General features: G+C 34.6%; 14 protein-coding genes. 9 read left to right on the forward strand and 5 right to left on the reverse strand.

The genetic code is table 11. The annotated features are described in order from the left end of the window. Positions 1-346: 346 nt before the first annotated feature. The 3 genes from B3P23_RS03420 to B3P23_RS03430 form a co-directional block, all read right to left on the reverse strand. Positions 347-1,912: a calcineurin-like phosphoesterase C-terminal domain-containing protein gene (locus B3P23_RS03420; protein ID WP_293924517.1), complete on the reverse strand. Its 1,566-nt coding sequence runs from the start codon at positions 1,910-1,912 to the stop codon at positions 347-349. Between the two features lie 122 nt (positions 1,913-2,034). Then, entirely contained in the window at positions 2,035-2,463 is a 429-nt protein-coding gene (locus tag B3P23_RS03425) for a hypothetical protein (protein WP_045755290.1), read from the reverse strand. Positions 2,464-2,645: 182 nt separating this feature from the next. Continuing rightward, positions 2,646-3,209, reverse strand: coding sequence for a C40 family peptidase (locus B3P23_RS03430; protein WP_045752802.1), 564 nt, complete (start codon positions 3,207-3,209; stop codon positions 2,646-2,648). A 116-nt stretch (positions 3,210-3,325) separates the two neighbouring features. Between B3P23_RS03430 and B3P23_RS03435 the strand changes: the two genes are divergently transcribed. Beyond that, the gene (locus B3P23_RS03435) at positions 3,326-4,222 is read left to right on the forward strand and encodes an EamA family transporter (RefSeq protein WP_293924519.1); all 897 of its coding nucleotides are present in this window, start codon (positions 3,326-3,328) and stop codon (positions 4,220-4,222) included. A gap of 60 nt (positions 4,223-4,282) precedes the next feature. Here B3P23_RS03435 and mtaB read toward each other — a convergent pair whose 3' ends face one another. Beyond that, positions 4,283-5,602, reverse strand: a complete 1,320-nt coding sequence (mtaB, locus tag B3P23_RS03440) for a tRNA (N(6)-L-threonylcarbamoyladenosine(37)-C(2))-methylthiotransferase MtaB (protein WP_248754682.1) — start codon at positions 5,600-5,602, stop codon at positions 4,283-4,285. Between the two features lie 334 nt (positions 5,603-5,936). Here mtaB and B3P23_RS03445 point away from each other — a divergent pair, with 334 nt between their 5' ends. The 3 genes from B3P23_RS03445 to B3P23_RS03455 all read left to right on the forward strand — a co-directional run bounded on the left by B3P23_RS03445 (position 5,937) and on the right by B3P23_RS03455 (position 8,608). Further along, positions 5,937-6,758, forward strand: a complete 822-nt coding sequence (locus B3P23_RS03445; protein ID WP_045752799.1) for a thymidylate synthase — start codon at positions 5,937-5,939, stop codon at positions 6,756-6,758. Positions 6,759-6,795: 37 nt separating this feature from the next. Next, on the forward strand, positions 6,796-7,290 hold the full coding sequence (locus B3P23_RS03450; RefSeq protein WP_045752798.1) for a dihydrofolate reductase: 495 nt from the start codon (positions 6,796-6,798) through the stop codon (positions 7,288-7,290). Between the two features lie 133 nt (positions 7,291-7,423). Next, a complete protein-coding gene (locus tag B3P23_RS03455) occupies positions 7,424-8,608 on the forward strand; it encodes a serine hydrolase (protein WP_293924522.1) in 1,185 nt (394 codons plus the stop codon). Between the two features lie 60 nt (positions 8,609-8,668). Here the strand turns inward: B3P23_RS03455 and B3P23_RS03460 are convergent, their stop codons facing one another. Continuing rightward, a complete protein-coding gene (locus B3P23_RS03460) occupies positions 8,669-9,673 on the reverse strand; it encodes a D-alanine--D-alanine ligase (protein WP_293924524.1) in 1,005 nt (334 codons plus the stop codon). Positions 9,674-9,827: 154 nt separating this feature from the next. Between B3P23_RS03460 and B3P23_RS03465 the strand changes: the two genes are divergently transcribed. The 5 genes from B3P23_RS03465 to B3P23_RS03485 all read left to right on the forward strand — a co-directional run bounded on the left by B3P23_RS03465 (position 9,828) and on the right by B3P23_RS03485 (position 13,381). After that, the gene (locus B3P23_RS03465; RefSeq protein WP_094773031.1) at positions 9,828-10,646 is read left to right on the forward strand and encodes a PASTA domain-containing protein; all 819 of its coding nucleotides are present in this window, start codon (positions 9,828-9,830) and stop codon (positions 10,644-10,646) included. A 2-nt stretch (positions 10,647-10,648) separates the two neighbouring features. Continuing rightward, positions 10,649-11,689: an endolytic transglycosylase MltG gene (mltG, locus tag B3P23_RS03470; RefSeq protein ID WP_248754685.1), complete on the forward strand. Its 1,041-nt coding sequence runs from the start codon at positions 10,649-10,651 to the stop codon at positions 11,687-11,689. A gap of 1 nt (position 11,690) precedes the next feature. After that, on the forward strand, positions 11,691-12,098 hold the full coding sequence (locus tag B3P23_RS03475) for an acyl-CoA thioesterase (protein WP_248754686.1): 408 nt from the start codon (positions 11,691-11,693) through the stop codon (positions 12,096-12,098). 2 nt (positions 12,099-12,100) lie between these two features. Next, positions 12,101-13,072, forward strand: a complete 972-nt coding sequence (locus B3P23_RS03480; RefSeq protein WP_248754687.1) for a YihY/virulence factor BrkB family protein — start codon at positions 12,101-12,103, stop codon at positions 13,070-13,072. 111 nt (positions 13,073-13,183) lie between these two features. Further along, a complete protein-coding gene (locus B3P23_RS03485; RefSeq protein WP_293924527.1) occupies positions 13,184-13,381 on the forward strand; it encodes a hypothetical protein in 198 nt (65 codons plus the stop codon). The last annotated feature ends 5 nt before the right edge of the window (positions 13,382-13,386 follow it).

The raw sequence follows: 13,386 nt of genomic DNA on the forward strand, positions 1-13,386 counted from the left end.
TCAATTCTTTTCAGTGAAAAATATACAATTTGGCTATAAAAGCATATATCACAAAAAGATAACATATCTATAAATAGATTGTATCCAATTACAATTAACAAAAGAAAATGGGCTATCCAATATTTGGACAGCCCATATCTTTTTAAAAAACAAACTAAATTTTAGACGTGTTTCGCAACAGATCCCACATTAACCTTTTACTATATGAATCAAAAATTACTCTGGTACAAATATAAAGCTGCTATATTAAGCTATTCTTAAGTAATGTTTAACCTTTCAATATTATTCATAAAAAAAGCAACCTATAAAGGTTGCTTAACGGTTTTTATATGGCTATTAACTACTTTTATTTACGGACAACTTGAATTTCTTTAATCGCTGTATGTGTTCTATTGAACATATCGATTGCTTTTACTTCAACTTTATAATTTCCCTCTTTTAACTTTGGTAATTTAAATTTCCATAAATGCGTACTAACTGTTCCATCCGACGGTCTTCTCCCCTCTTTGTATGCTGTTGCTAAATCAAATTGCTGCACGGCATGATCGAAAGATGGATCAATCTCACCAACCTGCTCCATTTCCTTCCATTTACCTTCATTGATACGATACAAAACCTGATCACCTTTTTTACCAATGAAAAAGTTTGCATATACAGGATATCGCTGTGCATATTTTTGATCAATAACAGATGGACCATATAATGCAATCTGATAATTTGCATCCTTACCTACGACCTTATAATCAAAAGAATATTCATTATTCTTAATATTTAAGATGGCATATCCTTTTGGTGTTCCATCTCGCATAGTTGACACAGGTATTCCATTTTCATCCAGTTCTCCAGAGTACCAATCGCCAGAAGTCGTTCCTACATTATATTCATGGTGCGGTTTTGCTTGCTTCCAGCCTTCCTTAGCACCAAAGAAATTTTGTTGCTGGAAATGTGTATGAGCCGATAAAGAAAGTGTATGCGGAAATTCACTTAAAATATCAAATAGTCTATCGCGATCTGCTGTACGGAAAACAGAAGCATCATCGTGGGCTAAAGGAATATGAAAAGCCAAGACAATCAACTTATCTTTGGGTACATATTTCAAATCATTAGCAATAAAATCCAATTGATCTTTCCTCAATCCACCTTTATATCCTTTTCCTGTATCCGGATTAGGATAAATAATATCATCAATTACTAAAAAGTGAGCATTACCATAATTAAAAGAATAAGTTGCAGGACCAAAAGAAGCTTCAAAAGCCTCATCAGAATAAATGTCTTCCTTGGTGTCAAAATTTAAGTCGTGATTACCGATTACATTAAACCAGGGCAATCCCATTAATGCAATTGTACTTTTATAAGCAGGATGTAACGATAAATCATTTCCAACCAAATCGCCTAAGCTTATCCCAAATACCGCGGCATCTTTATTCGCGATACGATCAATAATTCCACGTTTAAAATAATCCATCTCAACCATATCATATGCTTGTGGATCGCCAAATACAAATGCTGAAAAATCTGTAGACTCTTTCTGAGATGTTAATCCAAAATTGATTTCTTTAGGTAACTTTCCTGTAGGAGAAACACCTTTATAAGTCAACTGTGGACTTCCTTCAGGTTTATGGATATAATAGAATTGTGGCTGATGATTGGTATCTATCGGCAAAGCATAGTTCGCCGGTTTGATGACAAAAATAATATTGTCTTTATTCACAGGCAACTTGTACTGCCCCTTAGCATCAGTTTGGACGACATCTATACCATTACTGACAGAGACATTGGGTAAACCTACTTCTTTTTTATCAATAATTCCATTCTTATTGATATCATTAAAAACAATACCTTTCGCAAATTCTTGAGCACTAAGGCTGTAACTCAAAGACAATGCTGCAGCAACAGCAAAAATATTTTTCATTTGAATGTCTAACATAATTAAGAGCGAAGCTACTACTCCAATGTGAATCAATAATCACCTTATGTTTAACAAACTGTTAATTGCAATAAAAAAGGGAATCATTTTGATTCCCTTTAATTTCTTTATTTACTAGATCTAGATTGGGCTGCTGCCAAGATCCGATTGACCTCCTCAATCATGGATTTACCCGCATCCCGCATTTTAGGATTACCAGCAAAATCAGCATCCATAGTAACTTTTTTTGATTTATCTTTATAGTTGAATTCTAAATAATAACGAGGTACTGTAGCTGTTTCTATATTTTTTTTCGCCTCAGGACCTGTCATATCATCATCCAAATTCCAAAAACCTAATTCCTGAGCTTTGCGATGCAAATAAAGCAAATCATCTTTAGTCATACGAACGGTATCACGTTCTATTTCATTTGTCTTGGTCACATACTGAAAAATTCCTGTATTTGAATCATAATGATTGTCCATATGATTAGGCTCACCGTATCGAAAGACTACGGATTGAAAATCTGTAAAACGGAAAGGTGCATTGCTGATCATATTACTGTAGTAATAAACACAGTAAATTAGAAACGGTACTACAATACATAAACCCAAAAAAATCTTTTTACCCTTGATACTCATCTTTATTTTAGTTTTAGACAAAAATAAGGATTAAAACAGTTTTATAAAGTTTTATATGTTATTTGACACAAAAAAGGGAATTCAGCTTGAAAATTTGATTAAGATTTCGGTGATCCTGCATTTGTAAAGTATTTAGAATACCACGAATCAGCCAGATCTGAGATGATAACTCCCTTTTTGGTCGAGACATGCACAAATTTATTATTATGAAGATAAACACCCACATGATCAATATTACGGCCACCAAATGAAAAGAAGACCAAATCACCTTCTTTTAACTGCGCTGCTCTTTTATTTTTAACGACCACACTCATATCACGCGACGAACGTGGCAAGTCTTCTTTATATACTTTAAGATAAAGCATACCTACAAAACCAGAACAATCAACTCCTTTCTTTGTGGCACCACCCATACGATGTGGTATCCCCATCCATTCGTCAATAAAAGAGTAAAGATTCGGATTGAGCTCCTTTCTCTTTACATGTAGTAGATCAGCATAACTATCTAAAGAACTTTTACTATAATCTATTCCTCTTGCTTCACTAGCATCGGTCAAAACAGCGTTTCCACGACCATAATTATTCGTCTTTTTCTTTACAGAGCAACTACTAAGTAAAAGCAACAGACTGATAAAAAATAATAAATTTCGTTTCAAACACATAGTGAATAGTTAATGTTACCCAAATGTAATAAAACCAAATTTAACAGACAAACACACATATCGTTCTTATTCTACCTTTCCAAGTTGTAATTTTGTCCGAATTTGAAAAAAGAGATATGGAAAAATTAAAAGGTGCTATTGCGGTTTTTATAGGTGCAAGTAGTTTCGGATTGTTATCTACATTTGTAAAAAAAGCATATGCACAAGATTATACCTTAGGACAAGTAACAGGTGTACAAGCTATTTTTGGTATGATCATCCTCTGGATGGTCTATTTGTTCATACAGCTACTCAATCCAAAAGCCAACGAAAGCTTTTCCAGAAAATCGAATAAATGGAAAATTGTCATTAGCGGTATCTCTACCGGCCTAGTAAGTCTTGTTTATTATAAATGTGTACAATTGGTGCCCGCCTCTTTAGCAATCGTTTTATTGATGCAATATATATGGATTGGTACACTAATCGAATTCATTATATTCAAAAATAGACCTTCTGGTCGTCAATTGATCGGTATTGCGATCGTCCTTATCGGAACTGTATTCGCAACTGGTCTCCTAGAGCACGGGATAGATAAGCTCAACTGGACAGGAATTATATATGGATTGTTAGCAGCTACAGCCTATGCTGTGTTTCTAATCGTCAATGGACGCGTGGGCAATGATTATCCTCCCATTCAGAAAAGCGCACTAATGGTCACTGGCTCCTGTGTTATGATCTGTTGCATCTTTCCGCCAACATTTTTGATTTCAGGCGTTTTGGGAGATAGCATATGGCATTATGGGCTTATTCTTTCATTTTTTGGTACAGTTATACCTCCCTTACTATTTGCCTATGGAATACCTAAAATAGGTTATTCCTTGAGTGGTATTTTAAGTTCAGCAGAATTACCTGTTGCAACTGCAATGTCCTATTTCATATTAAAAGAAGCAGTAAGTCCGATACAATGGGTCGGTGTATTACTGATATTAGCCACAGTTATTTGGTTAAATTCGAAAAAAGAAGAAACCGTATAAAAATTAAAGAGGTCCATGGTAATAACCATGGACCTCTTTAATTTTATATTTAAGTTGCACTTAGTGCACTAAGACCTCTTTTAATTCTTCTATTTCGACCTCACAGCTATCGGTAATCGACAGGTATTTCACATGGGCAACCTCATTGACCAACAATGGATCATAAGGAGTACGCACTTTTACATAATTTTTAGAGAACCCATGCATATATCCATCCTTCTCATCACTTTCAAACAGTACCTCACCAACTTTATCTAATTGCTTTTCATAAAAAGCACGACGTTTTTTTTCCGATAAAATATGCAACATTTTACTACGGTCACTACGCTGAGATCCTGGTACTGCACCTTCCATTTGCGCTGCTATAGTATTCTCACGTTCGGAATACGTGAATACATGCAAATAAGAAATATCCATCTCATTTAGGAAATTGTAAGTGTCGATAAAATCTTCACGCGTTTCACCCGGGAATCCCACAATAACATCTACACCAATACAGCAATCAGGCATTAATTCCTTTATTTTCTCCACACGTTGCGCATAAAGCTCACGTTTATAACGACGACGCATCATGCTTAGCACTTTATTATTTCCAGATTGTAAAGGCATATGAAAATGTGGAACAAACCGTTTAGATTGAGCCACAAACTCAATAATTTCATTCGCTAAAAGATTAGGCTCAATCGAAGAAATACGAATTCGGTCAATTCCAGTAACTTCATCCAAAGCTTTTACGAGATCCAAAAACTTATCTTGTCGTTTACCATCCCGAATACCAAAATCACCGATATTAACGCCCGTTAACACAATTTCTTTCACTCCAGAAGCAGCAATTTCTTCAGCTTGTCGTACAATTTCCTCAATTTTACCAGAGCGACTTGCACCACGCGCAAGAGGAATTGTACAAAAAGTACAGGAATAATCGCAACCATCCTGCACTTTCAAAAATGTTCGCGTGCGATCTCCAATAGAATATGCCGATACAAATTGATTTGTTTCATCAATGGGTGCATTATAAACAACTGCCTTCTCATTTTTTGTCAGATCATTAATGTGCTCAATGATATTAAACTTCTCTGCAGCACCCAATACCATATCTACTCCTGGTATCTCAGCAATCTCCGCAGGTTTTAATTGTGCATAACAACCCACTATGGTGATATAAGCATTAGGTGAATATTTAAGCGCTTCCTTCACCACCTTACGACATTTCTTATCAGCATGATCCGTCACCGAACATGTATTAATTACATAAACATCTGCCGCACTATTAAATGGCGTTGTTTCATAACCCGCGTCTTGAAAGACTCGACCTATGGAGGATGTTTCTGAAAAATTCAATTTACATCCTAAGGTATAGAAAGCTACTTTTTTACTCATAATGATTTTGCAAAAATACAACAAAAAGCTCCAAATGAAAATTCTTAATTCTGATTTACACGCTTTTCAATTAATTATGAGATTTTAATGATTCAAATAAAGGAGCCATGGGCTTCATATCACTATTTTTCGCCTATTTATAAGATCTCTTAAAAAGAGCCTATTTCAGTTTTACCCGCACGCACTTTTTAGAATCATAATGTGAATACTTCAAAAATATCTTACCTTCGTATATAATATTATATGTTTATATCATGATCAGCTTTAAAGCAATCATAAATTCAAAAAGCTTCATCATTTCATAATCACAAATAAATAAAAGCAACTATTTACAATGAAACAATACCTTGACTTACTAGAGCACGTATATACAAATGGGGTCACTAAGACTGACCGTACTGGAACAGGAACTAAGAGTGTATTTGGATATCAGATGCGTTTCAATTTAAAAGAAGGCTTCCCATTGGTGACAACAAAAAAGTTACATTTAAGATCTATTCTGCATGAATTAATCTGGTTTTTGAAGGGAGATACAAACATCAAATATTTAAAAGATAATGGAGTAAGCATTTGGGACGAATGGGCAGATGAAAATGGTAATTTAGGTCCTGTTTATGGCTCACAATGGCGATCATGGCCAACACCCGATGGTGGGCATATTGACCAGATTGAAAACATCATCAAGCAATTAAAAACATCACCAGATTCGAGAAGAATAATTGTTTCAGCTTGGAATGTTGCAGAAATCGAAAATATGGCTTTGCCTCCATGTCATGCATTTTTTCAATTCTATGTTGCCCCTGCCGATCCTGAAAATGGAATTTTAAAACCACAGTTATCTTGTCAGCTGTATCAAAGAAGTGCAGATATCTTTTTAGGTGTACCTTTCAACATCGCTTCTTATGCATTGTTAACGATGATGGTCGCTCAGGTATGTGATATGGAAGCCGCTGAGTTTATTCATACATTAGGAGATGCCCATATTTACAGTAATCACTTCGAACAAACAGAACTACAATTAAGCCGTGCGCCCAAGACATTACCTCAATTAAAAATCAATCCAGAAATAAAGGATATTTTCGAGTTCAAATTTGAAGACTTCGAATTGCTAAACTACGAGTCACATCCGCATATCAAAGCACCAGTGGCAGTTTAACAATAATGATCCCTATACTTTTGTGTAAAATATAAATATGAGTAAATTGAAAATAACATTAATCGTAGCCGCAACTGAAAATAACGTCATCGGCAAAGGAAATAAAATGCCTTGGCACTTACCTAATGACCTTAAATATTTCAAAAAAAACACATTAGAACACAGTGTCGTCATGGGTAGAAAAACCTTTGAATCATTAGGAAAACCACTACCAGATCGCAGGAATATCATTTTAACTCGTGATATGACAGCAAAATCCGATGAGGTAGATATCGCCAATAGTTTTCAAGAAGTATTGAACTACTGCAGAGATGAAAGAGAAATTTTTATCATCGGTGGCGGCGAAATATTTAAACAAACACTACCATTTGCCGATAAAGTTTTGCTCACTCGACTGCACACAACTATAGAAGGAGATGCTTACTTTCCTGATTTACCAGCACAGGAATGGGAGCTGGAAAGCGAAGAAAAACATGTAAAAGACGAAAAACATGCTTTTGATTATAGTTTTCAAGTATATGTAAGAAAATAATATGAGGCTTCCTAAATAATAGGAAGCCTTAATCATAAAACTACCTTTCGAAAATTATCAGACCTAAACCGATATGCGTAAATACCTCACTCTTTTATTCATAAGTTTCATACCTTATTCCTTTGCTCAAAAAATGGACACGATTTATCTCGAAAAACTTCTAAGAAGCCATCCCGAACTTTTTCAAAAAATCTTAGATCACCCCAATAAAAATGAAGTTCAGATTCTTTATACGCAGATTGACAGAGATAAAAACAATGTACCGCATTTTAGATCATTCAGCTATAGATTAAATCCCAACTGGTATTTTTATCCTGCCAGCACTGTAAAACTCCCAACAGCAATTTTAGCATTAGAAAAAATAAATGAACTAAACATGGTAGGATTATCAAAAGACACACCGTTAAGAATAGATTCATCTTATGAAAAGCAAACCGCTGTATCAAAAGACCAATCTGCTAAAAATGGGCTCCCCTCAATTGGTCAATATATTAAAAAAATCCTTTTGACAAGTGACAATGATGCTCAAAATAGACTGTTTGAATTTATTGGTCGAGCCGAATTGAATAGCAAATTGATAAAACATGGTACCAAAAATAGTCGCATTGTCAATAGGCTTGCAATTGGAGATAAAGGTATCTGGGCAAAACATACAAATTCAATAACGTTTTATCAAGGAGACAATCCGGTCTATAAACAAGAGGCACAATATGATCCAAATGATTATCCAATTAAGCTTCAAAATACACTTCAGGGAAAAGGTTATATGAATGATAAAGATGAAATTATTTACGAACCATGGAGTTTTGAGGGACTCAATGTATATCCCTTAGATGACCAACAAATGATATTAAAAAAATTATTATTCCCAGAAGCATTTAAGTCGCGTGAAAGATTTCAACTTACCAAAGAAGATTACTCGTTTATATATGACTACATGTCTCGGTACCCATTTGAATCTGATTATCCTAAATACGACACAACAGAATTTTGGCCCACCTACAGTAAATTACTTTTTTATGGTCGCGACAAAGAAGCATCTCTAAATCCAAATATCCGTATCTTCAATAAATATGGCGATTCGTATGGATACAATATAGACAATGCATATATTGTTGATTTTGAGAAAGGAATAGAATTTCTACTTGCAGTAGTTGTACAATCTAATGAAAATGGGATTTATAATGATGGAATCTATGAGTATGACACCGTCACTTATCCATTTCTCAAAAACATAGGTCAGGTCATCTATCAAGAAGAACTTAAAAGAGATAAAAAAGTAAAACCCGATCTCTCAAAATTTGATTTTAGAAAATAAAAAAAACCGCTTTACAACCTATCGTAAAGCGGTTTTTTTTAAAAATTCATCTTTTTTCGATTATCTTTTCAGAGCCACTTCAATTAAAGTACCATAAAACTCTTGTTCAGTCATACCAGTCGCACGTACTTGCTGCGGAATAAAGCTCTGTGGAGTTTGTCCTGGAATGGTATTGATCTCAATAAAATAAAACTTATCCGTCTCCTTCTCCAAAAAGAAATCAATACGCACCATTCCTTTGCAATTCAATCGCACATAAATCTCTTTTAATATTTTTGAAATTCGAGATTGTTGTTCTTTATTAAGATCTGCAGGAGTGATTTCTTCTGTTAATCCAGGAATATACTTTGCCTCAAAATCAAAAAACTCACGTGTAGTTTTCACCTCCGTTGCAGGAAGTACAATCAATTCACCATCTATATTACGATAGATTCCTTCAGAAAATTCACGTCCATGTACAAACTCCTCTATGATCACTTGGCTCCCTGTATTCTCCGCATCAAAAGCCTTATCAATTGCGGCCTGTAACTCTTCAGCAACTTTTACTTTTGTCATACCGATACTACTACCCCCAGCATTTGGTTTTACAAAATACGGAAGTGATAATTTCTCTTCCACTAAGAACACACCTTCTGCACGTTGCGTATCAAATAATAACACAGATTTTGCTAAGTTTATATGTTCAATATCTGCGAGTATTGCTTTTGTATATCCCTTATTCATGGTCAGCGCCGAAGTCAAGGCATCGCAAGAAGTATAAGGTATACCCACTAAATCAAAATAACTTTGCAGACGACCATCCTCACCAGGAGAACCATGTACCATGATAAATGCTAAATCAAACTTCAATATGCTATCATTAAGCAATAAGGTGAAATCTTCTTTATTGATAGGACATTTTATCCCAGAATCACTTACATAAAACCAAGCATCCTGTGTAATCGTAATTTGATAGATATCATATTTGTCATGATCCAACTGTGAATAAACAAATGCCGAACTTTTAAAAGAAACTTCCGCTTCGCCTGTATAACCTCCAGTTATTAATGCTATTTTTGTTTTCATAAAATTATAGTGATTCTTATAGCAAATATAATTTGCGATACACAGAAAAACGAATAATTTTGTTCAATAATTAAATGAAGTGTATTCGAAACAAATAATGGCGCTAAACTTGCTTGAAAAGAATACTATAAAATGATTTTTTAAAGAAATATAAATGTCAAAAATATTACAATATTTAAGAACTAATACGTTTAGAAACAATCTTCTAATTGCCATAGGTTTTGTTTTAGCAATTTTCCTATTCATCTATTTAGGTTTAAAAGTATATACGAAACATGATGAGTCCATCGAAGTCCCACAAGTAAAGGGATTACATGTCAGTGCTGCTATTTCAGCATTAGAGAATGCTAATTTAGAATATCAGATTGATTCTGTGTATCAAATGGATGCTAAACCCGGCTTGGTGATTGAGCAAGATCCTGAACCCAAATTTCATGTAAAAACCGGAAGAACAATTTATCTGACCATTATTACACAAGTAGCGCCTGAAATTGCGTTCCCTAAAATTAAGGATAAAACATTAATTGAAGCTTCTTCCATACTAAAAAATCATAATTTACGTATAGGTGATACAACTTATGTGGCTGATATCGCAAGAGACATCGTATTAGATGCCCAATTTGCAGGACAGTCTATTCGTGAAGGCAGAATGATTACAAAAGGATCTAAGATTGATTTAATACTCGGTAATGGTCAAGGTGCAAATGAAGTTCAAATACCAGATTTGTCAGGGCTTACTGTTGCAGAAGCAAAATTTGCACTTCAAGGAATAGGATTATCCTTAGGGACTGTTACATATGATATTGGTGTTTCAGACACCAGTACCGCGCGTGTCATTACACAATTTCCAGGATTAGAAACAGGTATAACAAGTATTGGTTCTAAAATTGACCTCACTTTGTCAAATAGCATTCCGACTACTCCTACAACAACAAATCCTTCTTCAACACAAAAACAAAAAACAAATCCATAAAAATGGAAAATAAAAAGAAAATACCAAGTTGGTTAAAAATTAGCATTCTCCTGATCTTTGTCGTTGGAGGTTATTTTGGTTGGACGGCTTACAAGACCTTCTTAGCGTCAAATGTTACCGACAATCAAAAATATTTATATATCAATACAGGAGACACTTATGCACAAGTATTGCAAAAGATCAAAGAACAAAAAATAGTTTCCGATCCTACTAGTTTTGATAGAGCAGCAAAATATCAAAATTACACCGATAATGTTAAGCCCGGACGTTACGCATTGACACCTGGTATGAACAACAGAAGATTTATTGGTAATTTAAGAGGTGGTTATCAGGAACCAGTTAAGTTTAGGTTTGAAAATATCCGTTTAAAAGAAAATTTCGCCGCAAAATTAGCAGATAATTTTGAAGCAGATTCTGTTACATTTTTGACGTTACTCAATAATGAAGATCTAGCAAAATCGTATGGTTTTACTAAGGACAATTTCATTGCGATGTTTATCCCGAATACATACGAGCTGTATTGGAATACAACACCTGAAAAGCTATTTGCCAGATTTCATGATGAATGGGAAAAATTTTGGACACCGGAGCGTTTGGCTAAAGCAAAAGCAATCAATTTGACACCTCAGCAAGTAAGTTCACTTGCAGCAATTGTAAAAGGTGAAGCATTGCATAAAGATGAAATGCCTGCTATAGCTGGTTTATATTTAAACAGGCTGCAAAAAGGAATGTTATTACAAGCAGATCCAACAGTTATTTTTGCCAATAACGATTTCACTATCCGTCGTGTACTAAATAAACACTTGAGAGTAGATAACCCTTATAACACTTACGTCTACAAAGGTCTCCCTCCAGGTCCGATTATGATGCCAAGTATTGTAGCAATAGATGCGGTGCTGAACTACAAGCACCATGATTATATTTATATGTGTGCCAAAGAAGATTTTTCAGGTTATCATGCGTTTGCCACAAATGTTGCCGAACATCAAATAAATGCACGTAAATTTCAAAAAGCATTAGACGAACGAAATATCAAAAAATAATATGTTTCAATTCGAATATCAAACCCGTGTACGCTATGCTGAGACCGATAAAATGGGATATGTGTACTATGGAAATTATGCAGCATTTTACGAAATAGCACGCACTGAAATGCTTAGAAGTACCGGATTTTCTTATCGAGAATTAGAAGATATGGGTGTGATGTTACCTGTCATCGAGATGAAGTGCAAATACATCAAGCCGGCAAGATATGATGATTTGATAACCATAAAAACAACCATCCGTATCAAGCCTGCTGTAAGAATTATATTTGAATATGAATTATTCAACGAAAAACAAGAATTAGTAAATACGGGGGAGACAACGTTGGTTTTTGTCGATATCGTCAAAAATAAACCGACAATGCCACCCGCCATTTTTTTAGATAAAATGTCGAAATATTTTGATTAATCATGTCAAAGATTCATCACTACTTATTGCAATTAAAACCTTACAATCAAGTTGTTGAATGGAGCAAAGCGGTCATTTTACCTGGATTCGGATCTCTACCATTATATACAGTAGCTGTATTTTTTTTTCAAGAAATATCCCGTGATTCAATCTTAAGTAAGGCATCTTCCCTTTCTTATAGTTTCATGTTAGCCATTTTTCCTGGCATTATCTTTCTTTTTACGTTGATTCCTTATATACCCATAGACAATTTTCAGGAACAGCTTTTAGAGTTTTTAGAAGTTGTGATCCCGCGAAATGCCTATGAAGTCGTCGAAACAACACTAGAAGATATTATCAAGAATCAGAATGGCGGTCTCCTATCTTTCGGTTTTATATTAGCCACATATTTTGCGACCAATGGTATGGCATCCATGATGCGGGCTTTCAATAAAGCATCCCTCATGGCGGAAAAACGAACATGGATCAAGCGTAGAATGATTGCACTTGGACTTGCTTTTTTGATCATCACCGCACTAACAGTAGGAATGACCATATTTACGTATGCCGGCATTATTGTCAATTATTTAAAAGACAGTATCGCGATCACCAAAAGCTTCTGGGCATTCGTTATCAAAGCAGCACGATGGCTAATCATATTTGGAATTTATTTCTTTACCGTAAGCTGTCTTTATAAATTTGCCCCGACATCATCACGTAGATGGAAATTGTTTAGTCCAGGGGCTACACTGGCAACAATATTAGCCATCCTGACCTTTTCTGGTTTTGCATTTTACATCAACCACTTTGGTACATATAACAAACTATACGGTTCTATCGGCACCTTAATTGTAATTATGATCTGGATGTACCTCAATACATTAATATTGCTGATCGGGTATGAATTGAATGCTGCAATTGCATTATCCAAACAAAGCATTAAAATAGTACGACCAAAATCATACAATTCATTTAAAGGTATTAATGAACAATAATCTCCTATCCATTTTCCCGCTCCATAGTCCGATTAAAAAAATTGGGTTATCCACAACAAGCATCCTTTCGCTATCATTAGCTTACTAAATGATATTTGATACATTAAGTATATGGAAACAGATCCATCCATCTGTTACAATAGCACAACCCAAAAAATTATAAATAACTATTTTACAACAACTTATAAATACACAATAATTGAAGCTCTAAATGATATAGATCGTTTTATTACCTCTATTTTAACACGTATACCTGGATATGTGGTCTACTTAACTGATGGTGTATCTATTTATAATACCCAAGAATAAACGTA

The organism is Sphingobacterium sp. UBA6320, from assembly GCF_002440335.1.
Lineage (GTDB): Bacteria > Bacteroidota > Bacteroidia > Sphingobacteriales > Sphingobacteriaceae > Sphingobacterium.